21 protein-coding genes and 1 tRNA gene are annotated in these 21,357 nt (G+C 70.1%); 15 read left to right on the forward strand and 7 right to left on the reverse strand.

Going from position 1 to position 21,357, the window contains the following annotated elements:
• Nucleotides 1-131 precede the first annotated feature (131 nt).
• Nucleotides 132-686, reverse strand: a complete 555-nt coding sequence (mug, locus tag ACZ7OH_RS18045) for a G/U mismatch-specific DNA glycosylase (RefSeq protein WP_470281781.1) — start codon at nt 684-686, stop codon at nt 132-134.
• Between the two features lie 27 nt (nt 687-713).
• Between mug and ACZ7OH_RS18050 the strand changes: the two genes are divergently transcribed.
• Nucleotides 714-1,388 (forward strand): class I SAM-dependent methyltransferase, encoded by a 675-nt coding sequence (locus tag ACZ7OH_RS18050; protein ID WP_470281782.1) that lies wholly within the window; start codon nt 714-716, stop codon nt 1,386-1,388.
• A gap of 501 nt (nt 1,389-1,889) precedes the next feature.
• On the opposite strand, the gene ACZ7OH_RS18055 is transcribed toward ACZ7OH_RS18050, so the two are convergent.
• Nucleotides 1,890-2,516 (reverse strand): VanZ family protein, encoded by a 627-nt coding sequence (locus ACZ7OH_RS18055; RefSeq protein WP_470281783.1) that lies wholly within the window; start codon nt 2,514-2,516, stop codon nt 1,890-1,892.
• Nucleotides 2,517-2,805: 289 nt separating this feature from the next.
• Between ACZ7OH_RS18055 and ACZ7OH_RS18060 the strand changes: the two genes are divergently transcribed.
• The 5 genes from ACZ7OH_RS18060 (at nt 2,806) to ACZ7OH_RS18080 (ending at nt 7,418) form a co-directional block, all read left to right on the forward strand.
• Nucleotides 2,806-3,282 (forward strand): GNAT family N-acetyltransferase, encoded by a 477-nt coding sequence (locus ACZ7OH_RS18060; protein ID WP_470281784.1) that lies wholly within the window; start codon nt 2,806-2,808, stop codon nt 3,280-3,282.
• A gap of 53 nt (nt 3,283-3,335) precedes the next feature.
• Entirely contained in the window at nt 3,336-4,415 is a 1,080-nt protein-coding gene (locus ACZ7OH_RS18065; RefSeq protein ID WP_470281785.1) for a Gfo/Idh/MocA family protein, read from the forward strand.
• Between the two features lie 51 nt (nt 4,416-4,466).
• On the forward strand, nt 4,467-5,246 hold the full coding sequence (locus ACZ7OH_RS18070) for an alpha/beta fold hydrolase (RefSeq protein ID WP_470281786.1): 780 nt from the start codon (nt 4,467-4,469) through the stop codon (nt 5,244-5,246).
• A 113-nt stretch (nt 5,247-5,359) separates the two neighbouring features.
• Nucleotides 5,360-7,054, forward strand: a complete 1,695-nt coding sequence (locus ACZ7OH_RS18075) for a bifunctional metallophosphatase/5'-nucleotidase (RefSeq protein WP_470281787.1) — start codon at nt 5,360-5,362, stop codon at nt 7,052-7,054.
• A 37-nt stretch (nt 7,055-7,091) separates the two neighbouring features.
• Entirely contained in the window at nt 7,092-7,418 is a 327-nt protein-coding gene (locus ACZ7OH_RS18080) for an MmcQ/YjbR family DNA-binding protein (protein WP_400897070.1), read from the forward strand.
• Here the strand turns inward: ACZ7OH_RS18080 and ACZ7OH_RS18085 are convergent.
• Nucleotides 7,408-7,944 carry a GNAT family N-acetyltransferase gene (locus ACZ7OH_RS18085; protein ID WP_470281788.1) on the reverse strand — a complete coding sequence of 179 codons (537 nt, stop codon included), beginning with the start codon at nt 7,942-7,944 and terminating at the stop codon, nt 7,408-7,410. The genes ACZ7OH_RS18080 and ACZ7OH_RS18085 overlap by 11 nt on opposite strands.
• 8 nt (nt 7,945-7,952) lie before the next feature.
• On the reverse strand, nt 7,953-8,330 hold the full coding sequence (locus ACZ7OH_RS18090) for a nitroreductase family deazaflavin-dependent oxidoreductase (RefSeq protein WP_470281789.1): 378 nt from the start codon (nt 8,328-8,330) through the stop codon (nt 7,953-7,955).
• 87 nt (nt 8,331-8,417) lie between these two features.
• Here ACZ7OH_RS18090 and ACZ7OH_RS18095 point away from each other — a divergent pair, with 87 nt between their 5' ends.
• The 4 genes from ACZ7OH_RS18095 to ACZ7OH_RS18110 all read left to right on the forward strand — a co-directional run bounded on the left by ACZ7OH_RS18095 (nt 8,418) and on the right by ACZ7OH_RS18110 (nt 11,204).
• Nucleotides 8,418-9,068 (forward strand): hypothetical protein, encoded by a 651-nt coding sequence (locus ACZ7OH_RS18095; protein WP_470281790.1) that lies wholly within the window; start codon nt 8,418-8,420, stop codon nt 9,066-9,068.
• Nucleotides 9,069-9,165: 97 nt separating this feature from the next.
• Nucleotides 9,166-9,516 (forward strand): YciI family protein, encoded by a 351-nt coding sequence (locus tag ACZ7OH_RS18100; RefSeq protein WP_470281791.1) that lies wholly within the window; start codon nt 9,166-9,168, stop codon nt 9,514-9,516.
• A complete protein-coding gene (locus tag ACZ7OH_RS18105; RefSeq protein ID WP_470281792.1) occupies nt 9,513-10,700 on the forward strand; it encodes an RNA polymerase sigma factor in 1,188 nt (395 codons plus the stop codon). The genes ACZ7OH_RS18100 and ACZ7OH_RS18105 overlap by 4 nt, the downstream gene beginning before the upstream one ends.
• Before the next feature lie 111 nt (nt 10,701-10,811).
• Nucleotides 10,812-11,204, forward strand: a complete 393-nt coding sequence (locus ACZ7OH_RS18110) for a nuclear transport factor 2 family protein (RefSeq protein WP_470281793.1) — start codon at nt 10,812-10,814, stop codon at nt 11,202-11,204.
• Between the two features lie 47 nt (nt 11,205-11,251).
• Here ACZ7OH_RS18110 and ACZ7OH_RS18115 read toward each other — a convergent pair.
• Nucleotides 11,252-11,322: transfer RNA gene (locus tag ACZ7OH_RS18115), tRNA-Gly, on the reverse strand.
• Between the two features lie 110 nt (nt 11,323-11,432).
• On the opposite strand from ACZ7OH_RS18115, the gene ACZ7OH_RS18120 reads away from it, so the two are divergent.
• Together ACZ7OH_RS18120 and dcd are read left to right on the forward strand one after the other, a co-directional pair.
• Nucleotides 11,433-12,626 (forward strand): oxygenase MpaB family protein, encoded by a 1,194-nt coding sequence (locus ACZ7OH_RS18120; protein ID WP_470281794.1) that lies wholly within the window; start codon nt 11,433-11,435, stop codon nt 12,624-12,626.
• Between the two features lie 23 nt (nt 12,627-12,649).
• Complete coding sequence (gene dcd, locus ACZ7OH_RS18125; RefSeq protein ID WP_086671086.1) at nt 12,650-13,231, forward strand: dCTP deaminase; 582 nt, start codon at nt 12,650-12,652, stop codon at nt 13,229-13,231.
• On the opposite strand, the gene ACZ7OH_RS18130 is transcribed toward dcd, so the two are convergent.
• Nucleotides 13,228-14,424, reverse strand: coding sequence for an FAD-dependent oxidoreductase (locus ACZ7OH_RS18130; RefSeq protein ID WP_470281795.1), 1,197 nt, complete (start codon nt 14,422-14,424; stop codon nt 13,228-13,230). The genes dcd and ACZ7OH_RS18130 overlap by 4 nt on opposite strands.
• Before the next feature lie 73 nt (nt 14,425-14,497).
• Between ACZ7OH_RS18130 and ACZ7OH_RS18135 the strand changes: the two genes are divergently transcribed.
• The 3 genes from ACZ7OH_RS18135 (at nt 14,498) to ACZ7OH_RS18145 (ending at nt 20,344) form a co-directional block, all read left to right on the forward strand.
• On the forward strand, nt 14,498-14,968 hold the full coding sequence (locus ACZ7OH_RS18135; RefSeq protein ID WP_470281796.1) for a MarR family winged helix-turn-helix transcriptional regulator: 471 nt from the start codon (nt 14,498-14,500) through the stop codon (nt 14,966-14,968).
• A gap of 116 nt (nt 14,969-15,084) precedes the next feature.
• Entirely contained in the window at nt 15,085-19,488 is a 4,404-nt protein-coding gene (locus ACZ7OH_RS18140) for a DUF7507 domain-containing protein (protein WP_470281797.1), read from the forward strand.
• A 154-nt stretch (nt 19,489-19,642) separates the two neighbouring features.
• Nucleotides 19,643-20,344 carry a CAP domain-containing protein gene (locus ACZ7OH_RS18145; RefSeq protein WP_470281798.1) on the forward strand — a complete coding sequence of 234 codons (702 nt, stop codon included), beginning with the start codon at nt 19,643-19,645 and terminating at the stop codon, nt 20,342-20,344.
• A gap of 4 nt (nt 20,345-20,348) precedes the next feature.
• Here the strand turns inward: ACZ7OH_RS18145 and ACZ7OH_RS18150 are convergent, their stop codons facing one another.
• A complete protein-coding gene (locus ACZ7OH_RS18150) occupies nt 20,349-21,356 on the reverse strand; it encodes a cation diffusion facilitator family transporter (RefSeq protein ID WP_470281799.1) in 1,008 nt (335 codons plus the stop codon).
• Nucleotide 21,357 lies beyond the last annotated feature (1 nt).

A 21,357-nucleotide genomic window follows, 5' to 3' on the forward strand; every position in this document is an offset into this window, starting at 1 on the left:
TTACCCCTCATGGCCCAATCCGCCGGTCACAGCAAACTTTGAGTAGAAGACGATCTTGAAGCGACGGTTCGGCCGGGTCGGGGAGGACCCGAAGGGGCGGTTGGCGCTACTGAGGGTGGCTCGCGCCGTATTCAACGATTTCGACAGTCATCGGATGCGGCGCGCAGCTCCGCGAACTCGGCAGCGAGCCCGGCCGGCGTCCAGTGCGCGTTGAGCCCGCTCGGGTTCGGCAGCACCCACACGTGGGTGTCCCCGATCCGGTGTTCTTGCCGCCCGACGCGCGCCTTCGGGAAGCCGAACGCGGTCCGGTAGGCGGTGATCCCGACGACGGCGAGCCACCGCGGCCGGTACTTCTCGACCTTGGCGTGGAGGAGCTTGCCACCTTCGCGGAACTCGTCGGCGGTGAGCTCGTCGGCGCGGGCGGTCGTTCTCGCGACGACGTTCGTGATGCCGAGCTTGAGGTCGAGCAGCTGGTCTTGTTCCGCGGGTTTGTACAGGCGGGGCGTGAAGCCGCCGTTGTGGAGGGCGGGCCAGAAGCGGTTGCCGGGGCGGGCGAAGTGCTGTTTCAGCGCGCCGGAGTAGAGGCCGGGGTTGATGCCGCAGAAGAGGACGTCGAGACCGGGCGCGATGACGTCCGGGATGGTCGTGTCCCGCGCGGCGGCCAGCTGGTCCTTGGTGGGTCTCACGTGCCCAGTTTCCGGCATGCTCGTCTGGTGGAAGTCACCGCGGACGGGTGTCCCGTCGAGGTCTACCTGCTGTTGCCGGCCGCCGGTGAGCCGGAGCTCGTGCACGCGGCTTTGCCACCGGGGGCGTCGATCCTGGAGCTGGGGTGCGGGGCGGGGCGGGTGACGCATCCGTTGCTGTCGCTGGGGCACGCCGTGGTTGCTGTGGACGATTCGCCGGCGATGCTCGCGCACGTCCGGGCTCCGACGGTGTGCGCGCGGATCGGGGACCTGGACCTCGGGCGGACGTTCGACGCGGTGCTGCTGGGGAGCCATCTGATCAACACAGCGGTGGACGCCGACCGCCGCGCGATGCTCGCCGCCGCGCGGCGGCACCTCGCGCCCTCGGGGCGGCTGATCGTCGAGTGGCACCCGCCGGAGTGGTTCGACGCGGTCGCGTCTGGGCAGGGCGGGCGGCTCGGGGAGGTCGCGATCTCGCTGGCCGACGTGGTCCGGGACGGCGATCTGCTGTCGGCGACCGTCCGGTATTCGGCGCGGGGACGGCGGTGGAGCCAAGAGTTCACCTGCCGCCGTCTTGCGCTCGAGAGCGTCCTGACCTCGGCTGATCTGGTCTTCGAGCGGTGGCTGACCGCGGACCGGACCTGGTTTACCGCTCGGGTTTCGGACGGGCCGTATTGCGAGGAGCGTGCCAACCGAGCCGGCTGACTTCGCGATCTTGTCCACAGGCTGCCGCGGTTGTGGACAACTCGGCCGCCCGCTCGCTTTTTCGAGGGTTTTGTCGGGGGCCGCCGATACGCTGGAGCGGGGACGCCCCCCAGGGACGGGCGGGGGCTGTCCGGTGAGGGTGAGGGGCTGGAGGGGCAGCAGCTCGGCGGGCCGCGTTCGATCGCCCGGTCCGCGCTGCGGAAATCGAGAGTTCACCTTGTGCCGTCCCGACCGTCGGACACTCTCTGACCTCGGCGAATCCGGCCCGCGAAACCTGGCCGGACCTGGTTCACCGCCCGCCTTCGTCGCGGGGGGTAGCGGATTCACCACTGACCTGCGTACCCTGTGTGATCTCCCGCACAGCGCCGTACCGAGGAGGATTTCGTGCAGCTTCCGCTCATCCTCGGGCTGGTCGCGCTGGTCATCGCCGTCGCCGCTCTCGTTGTCGTCCTCGAAGATCGTCGCGCTGCCAAGCGGGCCGCTCTGCAGCGGAAAGCTCGGCTAGCGCGTCTCGGCGAAGTGGACCCGCTCGCTCCGGGCCGGCTGCACGCCGACCGGTGAACGCAGGACCGCCAGCAGCAGCGCCCCGAACACCCAGCCGAGCCCCGCGCCGGTCGTGTTGTTCATGAGGTCGTCCACGTCGAAGATGCGGTAGGCGTACGGTGCCGTCCCGAAGTTGGCCGTCAGCTGCGTGAGCTCGATCAGCAGCGACGCCGTGAAGCCGATCAGGAGCGTCCCGATCAGGCCGCGGCGCCACAGCACCCGCGCGAACACCCCCAGCGGGACGAACAGCAGCACGTTGAGGCACGCCTGCTGGAACGTCTGCGTCGTGAACCACTGCGACCCGTGCTTGAGCACCTCCGTGTGGATGTCGGTGATCCACTGGAACGGGTGCAGCTGCACGGTCTGGCTCAGCCGGCGCGTGCCCGGCCCGGGCAGCGGCAGGAAGACGACCGCCAGGGTCATGCACCCGTACAACAGCACCGCGGCGGTCGTCAGCAGGCCCCGGACGCGCAGGCCGCCGTAGCGCGCGAGCTGCGTGATCAGCTGCGGCACCAGCACCACGGTCCACAGCGCCAGGAAGCCGATGAACCCGTACTGCAGGGCGGTGACCTGTGCGTTCGTCATGCCACCGACGCTATGGATCTTGCCCTGCGAGTACTTCGGTCGAAGAGCCCGACCGCATCGGCCAGTCGGCCGACCGACGCCGGGCCGATCGGTCAGTCGTCTTCGCTGTCCTCGGAGCGCTCGGACCGCCACGCGCTGAACACCGTGCCGCCGATCAGCAGCACGACGACGGCCAGCACCACGAGTACGACCTCGATGCCCATACGTCCCCCACACGTCGTAGTGCCCGGCTCATCGCGTCCGAGTTAATGGCTGTTACCGGACCCGGCGCGCGTGCGAACCTGCGCGCATGGTCCACGTGCGACGGCTGACGCCCGACGATGTCCCGGTGCTGCGCGAAATCCGGCTTCGCGCGCTCGCGGACACCCCCGAGAACTTCGGCTCGCTCGTCGCCGTCGAACGCGCGAAGCCGGACGGCGAGTGGCGTGACTGGCTGCGCGACAGCGCCTGGTTCGCCGCCTTCGACGAGGACGAAGACGCCGTCGCGCTCGTCTGCGGCCGGCCCGTCGAGCCGGAATGGCTCGTCTTCTCGATGTGGGTTGCGCCACAGGCGCGCGGCCGCGGAGTCGCCGTCCGGCTCATGGACGCCGTTCGCGAAGCGGCCGAAGAAGCCGGTGCGGACGCGATCGGCCTGCACGTCTTCGAGGGGAACGACCGCGCGCGGCGCGTCTACGAACGACTCGGGTTCGTCCACACCGGCGAGTCCGAGGTCATAACCGGAAAAGGCAGACGTAACCGGATGCGGCTTGCGCTCACCCGGGAATGACCACGACGCTCGGCACGTCGAAGTCTTGTGCAGGGCAACGAAAGGGAACGCTCATGGCACCGGTCCGGGTCGGCATCGTCGGGCTCAGCGCGAACGGCGGCTGGGCCGCCACCGCGCACGTGCCCGCGCTGGCCGCGGTGGACGGCTACGAACTCCGCGCGCTCAGCGGGAGCAGCGCCGAGACGGCGCGGGTGGCCGGGGAGAAGTACGGCGTGCCGCTGACCTTCGGCGACGCCGGGGAGCTGGCGCGGCACCCGGAGGTCGACCTGGTCGTCGTCGCGGTGAAGGTGTCCGAGCACCGCGCGCTGATCGAGCCCGCGCTGGCCGCGGGCAAGCAGGTGCTCAGCGAGTGGCCGCTCGGCGCGAGCCTCGCCGAGACCGACGCGCTGGTCGAAGCCGCTCGCGGAAGGCAGACCGCGGTTGGCCTGCAGGGCCGGTCCGCGCCCGCGTTGCGCTACCTGCGCGACCTCATCAAGGACGGTTACGTCGGCCGCGTGCTCTCGACGTCGCTCATCGGCTCAGGCGGCAACTGGGGGCCGTCGGTCCGGGCCGGGCGCGACTACCAGCTGCACCCCGAAGGCGGGGCGACCATGCTGACGATCCCGTTCGCGCACACCGTCGACGCCTTCGACATGGTGCTCGGCCGGTTCGCCGAGCTGTCGGCGACGATGGCGACCGTCCGGCCGCGGGTGCGCGACGAGGTCACCGGCGACTCGGTCCCGATGACCGCGCCGGACCAGATCGCCGTCAACGGCGTGCTGAAGGGCGGCGCCGTCGCGTCGCTGCACCTGCGCGGCGGGTCGTCGCCCGCCACGGACTTCCACTGGGAGATCAACGGCACCGAGGGCACCCTGCTCGTCACCGCCGCGGACCCGCTGTTCTGGATCGCGAAGCTGACGCTGCGCGGCAGCCGGACCGGCACGCTGGAGAAGCTCACCGTGCCCGCCCGCTACGAGCTCCCGCAGCTGGCCGGGCGCAGCGCGGAGCCGTCGTACAACGTCGCGCACGCCTACGCGCGGCACCTGAAGGGCGACCTGCCGGACTTCGCGCACGCGCTGGGCGTGCACCGAGTGCTTGACGCCGTCCAGCGGTCGGCCGACACCGGGACGCGGATTCACCCGGACGCAGAGTAACTGTTACCGGCGGTTGTAGCTTTCCGTTCGTCCCGGACTTACTCTCGGGTGATGGACGACGTTGTCTACGACCGCGCGGGCCGGGGCGAGCCGCTGGTGCTGATCCACGGCATCGGGCATCGGCGTCAGGCCTGGGCGCCGGTGTTTCCGCTGCTCACGCCGCATCGCGACGTCATCGCCGTGGACCTGCCGGGCTTCGGGGAGTCGCCCGAGCCGTCCGGCGGGTACGGCGTCGAGCCGGCGCTGGTGATGTTCAAGGAGCTGTTCACCGAGCTGGGCCTCGACCGGCCGCACGTCGCCGGCAACTCCCTCGGCGGCCTGCTGTCGCTCGCGCTCGGGCAGGCCGGGCTCGTCCGCAGCGTCACGGCGTTGTCGCCGGCCGGGCTGTGGAACCGCACGCAGAAGATGTACGCGATCGCCACGCTCAAGGCCCACCGCACGCTCGCCCAGCGCACGCCACCGCACGTCGTGCGCCGCATCGCCGCGACCCCGGCCGGGCGCAAGGCGCTGACCGGGATGATCGTCGGGAAGCCGGCGCTGCTGACCCCGGACGACGTCGTCGAGGACGCCCACGCGCTCGCGACCGCGCCGGGCTTCGAGCCCACCGCCGCGCAGTCGCGCGGGGACTTCCGCTTCACCGGGCCGGTCACCGGCGTCCCGGTGACGATCGCCTGGGCCGAGCACGACCGGATCCTCGCCCGTCCCCGCGTCGCCGACCTGCGGAAGGTCGCTCCGAACGGGACGTTCCGGCTGCTGCCCGGCTGCGGGCACGTGCCGATGAACGACGACCCCGGACTCGTCGCGCGGGTGTTGCTCGACGGAAGCCGTTAGATGACATTCGCTTTACGTCCGTCTTTTGACCCTGGTAGGTGACTGCTTCACGAGGCAGAATCCTCCGCCGTGCGCCCGTTGGGGACGTTGGGCGCGAATCGGAGGAAACACGCATGAGGCTTTCAACCCGGCTCGCGGTGCTCGCCGCGGCCGCGCTGGCGACGACCGCGGTCACCACCGCGCCCGCGTCCGCGGGCCAGCGCCCGGACCCCACCACCGACGTCCGGATCATCGGGTTCAACGACCTGCACGGCAACCTCGAGCCGCCGGCCGGCTCCGGCGGCCGCGTCCGGCAGTCCGACGGGACTACTGTGGACGCCGGCGGCGCCGCTTACCTGGCGACGCACGTGAAGCAGCTTCGCTCGCAGGTGCGCAACTCGTTCGTCGTGTCCGCCGGCGACAACATCGGCGCGTCGCCGCTGACCTCGGCGCTGTTCCACGACGAGCCGACCATCGACTTCCTGAACATGCTGGGCGTCAACGGCTCCGTGGTCGGGAACCACGAGTTCGACGAGGGCTACAAGGAGCTGCAGCGCATGCAGTTCGGCGGCTGCCACCCGACCGACGGGTGCCAGTTCGAGAAGACCTTCGGCGGTGCGAAGTTCCCGTTCCTCGGGTCCAATGTGTACTTCACCAACGGCCTGCCCGCGTTGTTGCCGTTCACCGTCAAGTTCGAGGGCGGCGTGCCGATCGGCGTCATCGGCGCCACGCTGAAGGACCTGCCGTCGGTCGTCACGCCGGAGGCGATCAAGGGCCTCAAGTTCGGCGACGAGGTCGAAGCGATCAACCGCACCGCGGACCTGCTCGACTTCTTCGGGGTCAAGGCCCAGATCGTGCTGCTGCACCAGGGTGACAGCACCGAGCTCGAGGGCCCGAACGACTGCAAGGTCCTGCCGGGCCCGGCCAGCGCCATCGCGAAGGCGGTGACCCCGAAGGTCGACGCGATCTTCACCGGCCACAGCCACCAGCAGTACAACTGCGTGATCAACGACCCGGCCGGCCAGCCGCGCCCGGTCATCCAGGGCGCGTCCTTCGGCCGGCTGCTGTCGGTCGTCGACTTCAAGATCAGCCTGAAGACGCGCGACGTCGTGCGGTCGCAGACCAAGGCGTTCAACGAGATCGTCACGCGGACGGTCACGCCGGACCCGGCCGTGGCGGCGCTCGTCGCCGACGCCGTGGCGAAGTCCGGCCCGATCGCGAACAAGCAGATCGGCACCATCACCCAGGACCTGAAGGCGGCGGGCAACGCGGCCGGCGAGTCGGCGCTCGGCGACGTCATCGCCGACGCGCAGCTCGCGGGCACGCAGTCGAACAGCGCGGTCATCGCGATGACCAACCCGGGTGGCATCCGCGCCGACCTGAACTACGCGTCGTCGTCGGCCGGCGAAGGTGACGGCGTGGTGACCTACGGCGAGGCGTTCACCGTCCAGCCGTTCTCGAACATCATGCAGACGATCACGCTGACCGGCGCGAACCTCAAGAACGTGCTGGAGCAGCAGTGGGCGCCGGGCGTGAACCCGAAGTTCCTGCAGATCTCGAGCTCGCTGCACTACAGCTGGTCGGCGTCCGCGGCGCAGGGCTCGCGGGTCTCGAACATCACGGTCAACGGCACGCCGGTCGACCCGGCGGCGACGTACCGCGTGTCGGTGAACAACTTCCTCGCCGCCGGCGGGGACGGCTTCACCGAGTTCACCAAGGGCACCAACCTGGCCGGCGGCCCGGTGGACCTGGACGCGCTGGTCGCGTTCCTGGGCGCCCACCCGAACCTGGCCCCGCCCGCGGCGGACCGGGTGACCCAGCTGCCGTGATCCGGTTTTTCCAAGACGGTGGCCCGACAATGGACTCATGCCGACTTGGGAAGACGTCGTACGCCTGGCCTCGGGACTCCCCGAGGCCGAGGCGTCGACCTGGTACCGCACGCCCGCGCTGAAGGTGGCGGGCAAGGGGTTCGCGCGGCTGCGCACCGAGGCCGAGGGCGGCCTGGTCGTGATGTGCGGGCTCGACGAGAAGGCCGCGTTGCTGGAGTCCGGCGACGCGGCCTTCTTCACGACCCCGCACTACGACGGGCACGGCTCGATCATCGTCGACCTGGAGAAGGTCGACGTCGATCAGCTGCGCGAGCTGCTCGAAGAGGCGTGGCGGATGAAGGCGCCGCCCCGGCTCACCAGGTGAGCTCGCCCTTGAGCATGCTCATGAGGATCATGTCGTGGCGTTCGCCGTTCTGGCCGACGAAGGACTCGCGATGCCGGCCCTCCTCGACGAACCCGACCTTCCGGTAGACGTGCCGGGCGACCTCGTTCTCGGCGACGACCCAGAGCGTGATCTGGTGCAGGCGCATGTTGTCGAAGCCGTAGCGGCACATCAGGCGCAGCGCTTCGGTGCCGTAGCCGCCGCCCTGGCGGTATTCGGCGTCGCCGATGTAGATGTCGAGGTAGGCCTCGCCGACCTCGGGCTCGGCGTCACGCAGGTCGACGATGCCGATGAGCTTCCGCTCGGCCTTGGCCTCGATGCCGAGGACGACTTTTTCGTACGTGTTGACCGCGCGCTCTTCGCAGCGCTTGCGCACCTGGGCGAGGGAAAGCGGGTGACCGTTCTCCATCCAGCGGCCGACCTCGGGGTCGGTCACGAACCCGTGGATCCGCTCGGCGTCCTCCGGTTCGAGCGCGCGCAGCCGGACGAGCTCCCCCTCGAGCAGCATTTCTCCCCCTAGTCCCGCTTCAGCAGCAGGAAGTCGTGGACGTTCAGCAGGCCGAGGAACTGGCGTATGGGCGTCGGCATCGCTCGGCGCGACTCATCATGCACGAGCTCGGGCGAGTGCACGCGGTAATTTTTCCGCTGGGTGATGATGGTGCAACTCTCCGCGGCCAGCACGTTCTTCACCCAGTCGGTGTCGGGACCGTAGGTGAGCGCGACGACGAATCCGTCATCGCTGCGGAAGACGTTCAGCGGCGTCCGGTACTCCTTGCCGGATTTCCGTCCTTTGTGGACGAGCAGGCCGAAACCCGGCGCCCAGTTCACGAAGTACTTGTTGATCCGGTTGGTCACCACGCGGTTGAAGCGGGCGAGTCCCTTGGGCAGCACCATGACTGCCACAATATCAACGCATGATGAATTAATCGAGCGGTGACCCCGGCTCCGGCCGCCGGATCGCCCGATGGTGGGATATGGCGCATGTCGACCGAATGGCCGCTGCGCCAGGACCCGGAAGGGCCGGTCATCATCGCGCTGGCCCTGGTGAACGACCCGGACGCGCTGGGCTTCGTCGTGCTGGACGACGAGGACGACTGGTTCATCAGCGACGGCACCGAGCTGTCCGACGACGTGCTGGTCAACCGCGAGAGCTTCCGGAAGATGTCGCTGCGCGAAGCCGTCGAACTGCTGCCGCAGCTGACCGCTCTCGCCGGTATGCCGACGGGCATGGCCGCGGACTGGGACCCCGAGCGCCGCACGTGGCTGCTGTCGTCGGTGACCGGTTCCGACGACGAGGACGAGGACATCCGTCTGCTGACCCAGCGTCGCGAGGCCTGGGAGTTCGAGGGCTCGCCGGACGACGAGGCCCAGATCAGCAGCGGCCTGACGGAGATCCCGACGGGCCCGCAGCAGCCGGTCCGCGCGGTCCGCCAGGTGGTCCGCGAGCAGGACGGCACGTGGCTGTTCGTCGGCTTCGAGGTCCCCGAGGCGGAGGACTTCGAGGTCGAGGGCCTGGAGCTGGAGCACGTCGCGGGCCTGTACCCGGACATCCGCACGGTGCTGAAGGCCGCGCCCGGCCAGGTGTACGACCGCGCGACCCCGGACTCCGACTGGGAGCTCGTCGAAGGCTGAAGTTTTTCCGGCGCGGTTGTCCCGGAGACGTCCGCGCCGTTCGTCCTTACAGTGAGAGCCGGCGATCGGCGCCGGTCAGGACCTGTGAGGAGCAGCCATGCCCCAGTACGCCGCGATCATCTACTCCGCCGACATCGACCCGACCAAGCCCGAAGCCGCGGACATGATGAAGGACTACGGCGAGTTCCACGACGGCGCCCAGGCCGTGATCCGCGGCGGCGCGGCGCTGTACCCGACCGCGACCGCGACGACGGTCCGCGTCACCGGCGGCAAGGGCGGCGACATCGTGACCAGCGACGGCCCGTACGCGGAGACGAAGGAAGTCCTGACCGGCTTCTACCTGCTCGAGTGCGCCGACCTGGACGAAGCCGTCAAGGTCGCGGCGCGGATCCCGAGCGCGTGGGACGGCGCGATCGAGGTCCGGCCGGTCGTCGACTTCGGCCAGTGACCCACGCCGGGGACGCGGTCGCGCGGCTGGTCCGGGACGAGGGCACCCGGGTACTGGCCACGCTGGTCCGCGTCACCGGCAGCGTCGACCGGGCCGAGGACGCGGTCCAGGACGCCGTCGTGCGCGCACTCGAGACGTGGCCGCGCGACGGCGTCCCGGACAACCCGCGCGGCTGGCTCCTGGTGGCGGCCCGCCGCCGCGCGGTCGACGTCGTCCGCCGCGAAGCGAAGCGGCTCGGGAAGGAGGCGGACGCGATGCCGGCCGTCGACCCGCACCCGGACCCGGTCTCCGTCCGCGACGACCTGCTCCGGCTGGTCTTCACGTGCTGCCACCCGGCGTTGTCGCTGGACGCGCAGGTGGCTTTGGCGCTTCGCACGTTGGGCGGCTTGTCGACCGCGGAGGTGGCGCGCGCCCTGCTCCTCCCCGAGGCGACGATGGCGAAGCGCTTGACGCGGGCGAAGCAGAAGATCGCCCAGGCGCGGATCCCGTACCGGGTACCTCCCGCCGAAGAGCTGCCGTCGCGGCTGGCCGGCGTCGCGTCGACGGTGTACTTGATCTTCAACGAGGGCTACACGGGCCGTGAGTCGCTCCTGGTCGAGGGAGTCCGCTTGGCCCGGTTGCTGGCGTCGCTGATGCCGGACGAGCCGACGGCGCTGGGGTTGCTGGCGCTGGTGCTGCTGCAGGACGCCCGCCGCGCGGCCAGGTTTTCCGGCGGGGTGCCGGTTCTGCTGGCGGACCAGGACCGTTCGGCGTGGGACTTCGCGCTGATCAAGGAGGGCGTCGAGCTGGTGGGGACGGGGTTGCGCCGGACACCGTCGACGCCGAATCCGTACGTGGTCCAGGCGGCGATCGCGGCGTGCCACGACCTGGCGCCGTCGTATTCGGAAACGAACTGGGACGCGGTGATCTCCTGGTACGACGTGCTGTTGTCGATCCAGGACACGGCGGTGGTGCGCCTGAACCGCGCGGCGGCGGTGGCGGAAAGGGACGGACCGGCGGCGGGGCTGGCTTTGGTGGACGCGTTGCCCGGTCTGGACGACTACCCGTGGTGGCACGCGTCGCGTGCGGAGTTGTTGCACCGTCTGGGTTCCCCGGCGGCGGCCGACGCTTTGGAGCGCGCGGAGGAAACCGGTCTGCCCGCCGCCCACGCGGCTCACCTGCGCCGGCGGTTGAGTCCACAGTAGACTCACTGGCCGGTGGGTGTTTTCCTTACCGGCCGGTGAAAAACCGGGGTCTTGACCGTGGTCCGGACGGGCGCGTTCGATGAACGGACGTCCTACCCGAGGAGGCCAACCATGGCCGAACACCAGAACGCCACACTCATCCGCCGGGGCTACGAGGCGTTTTCCGCGGGCGATGTCGCCGCGCTGTCGGAGCTCCTCGCCCCGGACGCCGTGCAGCACATGCCCGGCCACAACACGTTCTCCGGCGACCACAAAGGCCGCGACGCGATCCTCGCGATGTACGGGCGGCTCGCCGAGAGAAGCGGCGGAACGCTGCGAGTGGAACTGGAAGAGGTCTACGCGAACGACGAGGAAGTGATCACGGTCTACCACTCGACGGGCACCCGCGACGGCAAACAGCTGGACACCCGCCACGCCCTGGTCTTCCGCATGCGCGACGGCAAGGCCACGGAACTGACGGACGTTTCGAGCGACGAGGCCGCGGACGACAATTTCTGGGCCTGAAAGAAATGCGAAAAGCCCCGGATTCGCATCCGGGGCTTTTCGCTGAGAGCGGATGACGGGAATCGAACCCGCGTATTCAGCTTGGGAAGCTGATGTTCTACCATTGAACTACATCCGCAGTGCGTCGCCAGCATACACGGCGCCGTGATCCCCATGTCCAGACCCCTCCCTCCTTGACTCCTCCGCCTCAAGTGACAACACTTGTTGTCGACCTCGGAGGTGAGCGCCATGGATGAGCCCGAGCTCTTTCGGCAAGGTGGGTTCCGGCTGGCTCAGCGGCTGTTCATCGACGGGGACATCCGGGGGGACGAGCGGCAGGTCGCGCGCATCCGGGAGTTCGCGCAGGTTCAGGACCAGCGGGCCGACGACGTCGTCGCGTGGATGGCGCGGCAGCCCAAAGGGGAAGGGCGGCGGCTCTTCGAAGAGGCGCTGCGCAACCGCGCCGCCGCGGAAGGGCCGCTCAAGGACTTCTTCGACGAGGTCGACGCCAAGCCCTACTGGGTCGATGACGACCGGCTCGACCGCGGTGCCAAAGCCATCACCCGGGCCGGGCTGCTCGGGCTCTTCCCGCTCGGGGACATGTCGCTGATGGGCGGTTACCTCGCCTCGCGCGCCACGAAATCCCTGGTCGGAACCGGGGAGATCGAATACCAGGCCACGCGGCGGCTCGTCGAGACCGCCGCCTGGTGGATCGACGTCACCACCCCCGGCGCCCTCAAGCACGGCGAAAAGGGTTACGCCTCCGCCCTCCGGATCCGGCTCGTGCACGCCCACGTGCGCGCCGCGATGAACCGGCGGGACGACTGGGACTACGAAGCCTGGGACCGGCCCGTCAACCAGGTGCAGACCGCCGGCACCCTCCTGCTCTTCTCCCTCGTCTACGTCTTCGGCACGCAGCTGCTCGGCCTGCGCTACTCCGCGCGCGAACGCGGCGACATCCTGCACCTCTGGCGGTACATCGGCTGGCTCATGGGCGTCGACGACGAGCTGCTCCCCACCTCCGAAGAGGACGCCTGGCGCCTGCTCTGGCTGCTCGCCGCCACCGAGTTCATCCCGGACGCCGACTCGAAGCGGCTCGCGAAGGCGCTCATCGAGGCCAACGCCGCCGTCGGTGAGGGACGCGGCGCCGTCGGGAAGGTGCTGTCGCACGTCTCCGTCGCCGTGCATTCGTCGATCAGCCGGCTCGTGCTCGGGAAGACCAACGCCGACTTCCTCGGGCTGCCGAACGATCCCGTCGCGCAGGCCGCGATCGTCGCCGTCGCCGGGGTGAACTTCGCCGCCGAGACCGTGCGGCGGTTCATCCCCGGCGCCACCGCGCTGCAGGAGCGGATCGGCGAGGCCGGGCGCCGCGGGTACGTGAAGCGGCTCGAGAAGATCTTCGCGCCCGACACGTCCTACGCGCAGCACATGCGGGTCGCCTGACTCCACCGGATAGGCTGCCGGGCGTGCTGCTCAGTGACCGTGACCTCCGCAAAGAGCTCGACGCCGGCCGGCTCGGCATCGACCCCTTCGATGCCGGCATGGTCCAGCCGTCGAGCATCGACGTCCGGCTCGACCGCTTCTTCCGCGTCTTCGACAACAGCAAGTACACCCACATCGACCCGCAGCTGCAGCAGGACGAGCTGACCTCGCTCGTCGAGAAGGAGGGCGACGAGCCCTTCGTGCTGCACCCGGGCGAGTTCGTCCTCGGCTCGACGTTCGAACTCGTCACCCTGGCCGACGACCTCGCCGGCCGCCTCGAGGGCAAGTCGTCGCTCGGCCGCCTCGGGCTGCTGACGCACTCGACCGCCGGCTTCATCGACCCGGGCTTTTCCGGGCACATCACGCTCGAGCTGTCGAACGTCGCCAACCTGCCGATCACGCTCTGGCCGGGCATGAAGATCGGCCAGCTCTGCATCTTCCGGCTCTCCAGCTCGGCCGAGTTCCCGTACGGCTCGAGCGAGGCCGGGTCCCGCTACCAGGGGCAGCGCGGTCCGACCCCGAGCCGGGCGTACAAGAACTTCCACCGCGTCGACACCTGGCGCTAAGCGGCCGCGATCTTCTCGTCCCAGTCGATGTGGTGGTTCCACATGAAGGCGTTCGGGTCCTCGTCGAACGGCTTCGCGAACGCCCGCTTGATGAAGAAGTCGCGGACGACGCGCCCGACCGGGCCGATCACCTTCTGGTCGCCGTTGCGCTTGCCGGCCGCGACCACGGCCTCGACGCGCTCGCGCCGCAACCGCTCGTAGGTGGCGAGCGCCTGCTCGACGTCCGGCACGTCACGCAGGCACTTGCCCAGCGTGACAGCGTCTTCGATGGCCATCGACGCACCCTGGCCCGCCGCCGGTGACGTCGCGTGCGCCGCGTCGCCGATGATCACCATGCGGCCGCGGTGCCAGACCGGGACCGACGGGAAGTCGAACGTCGGCCACGCCGGGTAGACCTCGCGGGTCGCGCGGATGATCTCCGTCGCCGGCGTCCGGTCGGGCGCCACCAGGTGCAGCAGTTCGGCGCGCAGCTTCTCACCGGCCAGCGTCGCCAGCTCGGACGCGGTCGGCTCGGACTTGCGCGCCGGGTTCGCGAACCACCAGACGCGGCCGTCCGGGCTGACGACGTGGCAGAAGAACACCCGCTTGCCGAACACCATGTTCAGCACGCCGGGCTCGTCGGGCAGGGAAAGGCCTTCGGCGAACCCGCCGGTGTTGAGCAGCGGCACGTACCGCGGCGCCGGCGCGTCCGGGTCGATGATCGTGCGGACGCGCGACCGGAGCCCGTCGGCGCCGATCAGCAGGTCGCCGGTTTCGTGGGAGCCGTCCGCGAACTCGGCTCTGACCTGGCCGGACGTCTGGCTCGCGCCGATCAGGCGTTTGCCGTACTCGGCGTGGATCCCGCGCCGGGCGGCCTCGTCGCGCAGGGCGACGTAGAGGTCGGAGCGCAGGACGGTCTGGCTCACCGTGCCGTCCGGCAGCGTGCCGCCCAGGGAGAACTCGGCCAGCCGGGTGCCGTTGCCGAGCCCGATCGACATACGCGGCGAGTCGAAGCCCGCGCCCTTGACGACGTCCTTGAGGCCCAGCGGCAGCAGGGCGTCCAGGCCGTTCACCGCCAGAGTGAGGAACGCGCCGACGCCCTCGGCGCCCCGGTCGTACGCCTCGAACAGCACCGGTTCGTGCCCGGCTTCGTGCAGGGCGATGGCCGTGATCGTGCCCGCGATGCCGCCCCCGATGATCAGCGCCTTGGTCATGTCGTTCGTCCCCTCGAATATCTTAGAAACTAATTCGTTCTGTCGAACTAAAGAGTGGGCTAAGCTGGTGGCTGTGTCAAGCGAACGTGCGCAGCTGGTCGAAGAAGTCCTGTTCAGGTCGCGGGAGCTGTCGACCGAGACGGTCATGTTCCACACCGCGATCGCCGAGACGCGCGGGCTCTCCGCGGTCGACACGAAGGTCCTCGACTACCTCGCGCGGTTCGGGCCGCAGACGCCGAAGGACCTCGTGCGGCTGTCCGGGCTGGCGCCCGCGTCGGTGACCGCGATGATCGACCGGCTGGAGCGCAAGGGCATCGTCGGCCGCCGCCCGCACCCGGACGACCGCCGCCGCGTCCTCATCGCGCTTGACGAGCAGGCCATCGCCAGCGGCGTGCACCTGTGGGACCACCTGGTCAAGCGCATGTACGAGCTGTGCGACCGCTACACCGACGACGAGCTCCGCACGGTGATCGGCTTCGTCGAGGCGGCCACGGAGCTCACCCACGAGTCGACGGCGAAGCTGACCGGCGCCACGGACGGGTGAGAACCGGCGCGTAAACCCCTCTTCCGTGCCAGGCTCCGAAAGGTCGTCCCGGCCCCCGGAGGTAGCGAGGAATGCGGTTGCCCGATAGGCCGCTTCGCTTGGTTCTCGTTCTGGCAATGATCATTTCGGTCTCGGCGCTGATGCCGTCGGCCGGCGCGGCGGCCGGTCCACCGTTCGCGGTGGGCTACGACGACGTCGTCTACGGCGACTTCCTGTACGCGGGCAACGGCGTCCTCCGCTGCCCGCTCGCCGCCGACCACGCGCCGACCGCCGGCCCGGTCGACACGCCCGCGGCCTGCGCCAACACCGCGGACCGCAAGGACACCCTGGTCAACGACGACTTCTTCATGCAGTGGGCGGACGTCGACGCCGACCCCGGCACGTTCGACTCGGCGAGCGCGTCCGTCCGCATCCCGCCCGGCGCCCGGATCGTCTTCGCCCGGCTGAACTGGGCGGGCAACACGACCGGCAAGACGTGCGGGTTCCGCGAGGGCGTCCCCGCGATCCCGCCGCCCGGGAACCCCGCCACGCAGAACGTCCGGCTTTCGGTGGGCAGCGCGAAACCCGTCGACGTCGCCCCGGCCGCGTTCGCCGAAGACGGCCCGTACTACTCCGCGCACGCCGACGTGACCAGCCGGTTCGCGGGCGCGCCGACCGGCGCCCCGCTCGACGTGACCGTCGGCAACGTCTGGGCCCCCAAGGGTTTCGACTGCGTCGGCGGCTGGTCGATCGCCCTGGTCTACGCCTACCCGGAACGCAACCCGGACTTCGCGCCGAACAAGCGAAAGGTCGTCATCGACGACGGGCACGTCCACCAGGACGTCGGCGCCCCCACCGAAACGACGATCACCGGCTTCCGCGCGGCGGCTGCCGACGCGCACATCGGCGTCACCGCCTACGACGGCGACTGGGGTGGCTCCGGCGACCAGTTCCTGATCGACGGCACCCCGGCCGCCGAGCCCGCGACCGGCGGGACGTCGAACTTCTTCATCTCCAACGCGGACAACGCCGCCGCGCCGGGCGTGAAGAACAACTTCAGCGTGGACGCCAAGTCGTTCAACGTCGACACCGTTCCCGCCGGCGCGACGAGCACGAAGCTCGGTTTCGTCACCAGCGGCGACACCTACCTCGCGCAGAACCTGGCGTTCTCCGTGCCGGTGCCCGAACTCCAGGTCGGCCTGCGGCCCGCGCGGCCGAAGGCGCACGCCGACGAGCCGCTGGCGTTCGCCGTCGCCGTGACCAACCCGGGCAGCGTCCCGGCGACCGGGGTGCAAGCCGCCGACGAGGCCGTTCCCGCCTGCGCCAAGGCACTCGGCACGCTCGCCCCGCACCAGACCGTCACCTACGACTGCACCGGCCCGGCCCCGGCCGACGACTTCACCAACACCGTGAAGGCGACCGGCACGAGCACGCTCGGCGACGCGATCGACGGCACCGCGTCCGCGGCCGTCGACGTCGTGCACCCGGCTTTGGGCATGACGAAGACAGCCGACAAGCCCGCCTACCGCGCCGGCGACACCGCGACCTTCACGATCAAGGTCACGAACACCGGCGACACCGGGCTTTCCGGCCTGCGGGTCACCGACCCGAAGGCGCCGGCGTGCGCCCTCGCCGGGGCGCTCGCCCCCGGCGAGAGCCGCACGACGACGTGCGCGGTCAAGGCCCCGATCGCCGACGGCGTCAACACCGCGACCGCGACCGCCACCGACGAGCTCGGCCAGCAGGTCACGGCCACCGCCGACGCACCCGCGCCGACGATCTCCCCCGCCATCCAGGTCACCAAGACCGCGGACCCGCCGGTGATCCACGCGGGCGACGCCGTCACGTTCTCCGTCGCGGTCAAGAACACCGGCGACAGCCCGCTCGCGCCGGTGCGGGTCACCGACGACACGACGACGTCGTGCTCGCGCACGTTCGACCGCCTGGCCCCGGGCGCGACGCAGACGTACACGTGCACGGCGAACCCGTCCACGACGAAGACGTCGCAGGTCATCGCCACCGGCACCGACTCGTCGGGGCAGCCGGTGGCCGCCACCGCGTCGGCGACCGTCACGGTGATCACGCCGGCCCTGACGCTCACGAAGGACGCCTCACCGGCCGTCGTGCGCGCCGGCGACCCGGTCACGTTCACGATCACGGTCGCCAACGCCGGCGACGCGCCGCTGACCGACGTCGCCGTCACCGACGACCGGACCCCGGCGTGCGCCAAGGCGATCGGCGCGCTGCCGCCGCAGGGCAGGCAGACGTACACCTGCACGGCGCCGGCCCCGCCGGACGACTTCACCAACACGGCGGCCGCGTCGGGGAAGGACCAGCTCGGCCGCACGGTGAAGGTCACCGGCGACGCCGTCGTCGACGTGATCCACCCCGCGGTGGCGCTCGCCGCGCAGGCTTCGCCCGCGGCCGTTCGCGAAGGCGACCTGGTGACGTGGACGATCACCGCGTCGAACACCGGCGACGTGCCGCTGACCGGCGTGGCGGTCGCGGACGACCAGGTCGCGGGCTGCGCGAAGCCGCTCGGAACGCTGCCGCCGCAGGGCAAGCAGACGTATACGTGCACGACACGCGCGGGCGCCACCGGCCTCACGAACAAGCCGACGGTGACAGGAGTCGACCCGACCGCCCGTCCGGTGATGGCGACCGCGGAAGCCGCGTTCGTGGTGCAGCACCCGGCCGTGGCGATCACCGCGCAGGTGACGGGCGGGCCGTTCCGCGAAGGCGACGCGGTGCCGCTGCGCATCACGGTGCACAACACCGGCGACGTGCCGCTGACCGGCTTGCGCGTCACGGACTCGGCAACGCCGACCCCGGTCGCCCCACGAGCCACCGGACCGCAGGCCCGAGCCACGGGGTGCGCCCAAGTCCTCGACGGCGCCCTCGAAGCCGGCGCCACCAAGTCCTTCGGCTGCACGCTGACCGCCCAGGCCGACGACTTCATCGCCAAGATCCAGGTCACCGCCACCGCACCGGTCGGACCGCCGCTCACGGCGGAAGGCACCGCCGCGGTCGACGTGATCCACCCGGCCATCGCGGTCACCCGGTCCGCCGATCCGAAGATCGTGCGCCCCGGCGACCCCGTCACCTCGGCGATCACCGTCACCAACACCGGCGACAGCGTGCTGCACGACGTCTCCGTGGCTGCCCCGGGCGCACCGGCATGCGCCAAATCCCTGGGTTCACTCGAACCGCGAGCCACGCAGAACTACAGCTGCACTCAAGCCGCCGGCGAAGCCGACTTCACCGCCGTCGCGGAAGTCACCGGTACCGACGCCACGAACCGTCCCGTGACCGCCACCGCCGGGGAACCGGTCCATGTCATCCACCCGGCGATCACCATCACGAACGATGCGACGCCCGCGCGGGTCCGGCAAGGCGACACCGTCACTTTCACCCTCGTCGTCACGAACACCGGCGACGTGCCCCTGACCGCAGTGTCCATTGCGGACAGTCGCACTCCGGCGTGCGCTCAGACCATCGGCACCCTCCCTCCCGGCGCTCTCCAGCACCACTCCTGCACGGTAAACGCCGGCACCGACAATTTCGTGAGCTCCGCCACCGCAAACGGCACCGATCCGACGAACCGCCAGGTCAGCGCCACGGACGATGCGGCCTACACCGTCATCCACCCCGCGCTGAACGTGACGCAGGAGATCCACGGCGGCCCCTTCCGCCCCGGCGACACCGTGCCCCGCACGATCACCGTCGCGAACACCGGCGACGTCCCCCTGACCGACGTCAAGGCCGACTCGTGTGCGAAGACCTTCGACCGCCTCGAAGCCAAGCAAGTCCAGAAGTACGACTGCGCCACGACCGCACCGCAGGAAGACGCCGTGAGCACCGCGAAAGCCACTGCCGTCGCTCCTATCGGCCCGCCCGTCGAAGCCGAGGACAGCGACGCACTCGACGTCATCCACCCGGCCGTGAAGATCACCGAAGAAGCGAAGCCCGGGACGGTCCGCGCAGGCGACGACGTCACGTTCACGATCACCGTCGCGAACACCGGCGACGTCCCGCTGACCAGCGTGTCCGTGGCCGGCAAGGAGCCGTGCGCGAAGAAGTTCGCCACTTTGGCGGCCGGGGAAAAGCAGATCTACACCTGCACCCGAAAAGCGCCGGACGACGACTTCGCGGAAACCGCCGAAGTGACCGGAATGGACCCGACCAATCGCTCGGTGCAATCGACGGCGGAGGCGAAAGTCGACGTCGTCCACCCCGAGATCGCCTTGATGAAGGACGCGACGCCGTACGAAGTCCGCGAAGGCGCGACGGTCACGTTCTCGATCCTGGTCAAGAACACCGGCGACGTCCCGCTCACCGCCGTGTCCGTCGTGGACGACCACACGACGTCGTGTGCGCATACCGCGGCGAACCTGGCGGCAGACGCCGAAATCACCTACACCTGTACGACGATCGCGGGGAAACAGGGCTTCACGAGCAAGGCGACCGTCACCGGCCAGGACCCGACCGGCCGCCCGGTGACGGCGTCCGGCGACGCGACCTTCGTCGTGCGAAGCGGCTGAACGGAGTAACGCCTGAGCGTCCGATTGCCGCGAAATTCGTGTCGGTCGTCGAATGCCGGGCCGGGGAATGTGACCAGTGCGTTCGTAGGGTTCTCGCTGTAATCGTTCCGTGATACGTTCTCGCGCCGTGTCCCCCATTGGTGAACGTGGTCGCGTGGTGATGGTGTCACTCAGTGTGCTGCTCGGCGTTTTCTCCGCCGCGACAGGCACCTGGATGGCCACCGCGGAAGGAAACACGGCCGAACTCGGCGCCGCGGCGCTGGTGCTGCCCGACGCGCCGGCCGGCTCCGGCGGTGGCAGCGGCACCGATCTCGCGGGTGGCAAGGCCCCGGCGCCGAAGCAGGCCACGACCGAAGCGCCCGCGCCGACGACGACGACGACGTCCAGCGAGGCACCGGCGCCGACCACGTCCGAAGCGCCGCCGCCGCCGCCGACCACGTCCGAAGCCGCCCCGCCGCCGACCACCAAGGCCGCCGCCCGCGTCGCGCAGTCGACCACCGCGCAGGTCATCTCCCTGGTCAACGACCAGCGCGCGCAGGCCGGCTGCAAGCCGCTGACCGAGGAGTCGCACCTCACCACGGCGGCCCAGGACTACAGCGACGACATGTCGGCCCGGAACTTCTTCTCCCACACCAACCCCGAGGGCGTGACGTTCGACCAGCGCATCAAGATCGCCGGCTACTCCCAGCCGGGCGCGGAGAACATCGCGAAGGGGCAGACGTCCGCGGCGCAGGTCATGGACGCGTGGATGAACTCCGAGGGCCACCGCGCGAACATCCTGAACTGCTCGCTGACGAAGATCGGCGTCGGGTTCACCAAGGCGGGCAACTACTGGGTCCAGGACTTCGGGTACTGAGCCGCTACTGGCTCGGGTTGTTCCACCGCTCCGCGATCTCGCCGTAGCGGGCCAGCACGGTCGCGCGCAGGTCCGGGTCCGAGCGCGGCACGGGTTCGATGAACACCTCGGTGACGTCGTTGAACGCCGAGATCAGCTCGCCCGCGAGCCGGACGCACGTGCGCTCGAGGTCACCGGCGCTCAGGGAGTCGTCGAAGTCGACGCGGGTGCAGACGAGGACCTGGTCGGTGCCCATCAGCATCGTCTGCAGGTCCACGACGGCCTCGATCTCCGGCGCGGCGGACAGGTGGTCGCGGACGCCGCGGACGATCTCCGGCCTGGCCTGGCGGCCGATGAGCAGGCCGCGGTTCGTCCGCCCGAGCAGGTAGGCGACGCAGGCGAGCAGCACGCCGATGACGATCGACGCGACGCCGTCCCACAGCTCCGAGCCGGTGAGCTGGTGCAGCCCGATGCCCGCGAAGGCCACCAGCAGGCCGATCAGGGCGGCGGAGTCCTCGAACAGGACGGTCTTCGGGGCCGGGTCGTCGATCAGCCGCAGGTACGCCCAGAACGACCGGTTTTCGGCCTTGGACTCGCGCCGCGTCTGGCGCACTGCCTGCACCCACGACGTGCCTTCCAGCAGGAAGGCCCCCGCCAGCACGAGGTAGCTGAGGATCGACGTGCTCTGCGCTTCGCCGTGGCCGAACAGCGTCGAGACGCCTTCGTAGAGCGCGAACATCGAGCCCGACGCGAAGATCGACACGGCGGCCAGCAGCGACCAGAAGTAGCGCTCCTTGCCGTAGCCGAAGGGGTGCACGCGGTCGGCGGGCCGGTCGGACCGCTTCAACGCCGTCAGCAGCAGGGCCTCGGTGAACGTGTCGGCGACCGAGTGCGCCGCTTCGGACAGCATCGCGCCGGAACCGGTGATGATGCCCGCGACCAGCTTCATGACGGCGATCGCCAGGTTCACGCCGCCGGCCAGCAGGACGGTCAGCGTGCTCTCCCCACCGGAGTTCCCGTTTTCCTCGGTCACC

Source organism: Amycolatopsis sp. NPDC114478, from assembly GCF_055633805.1.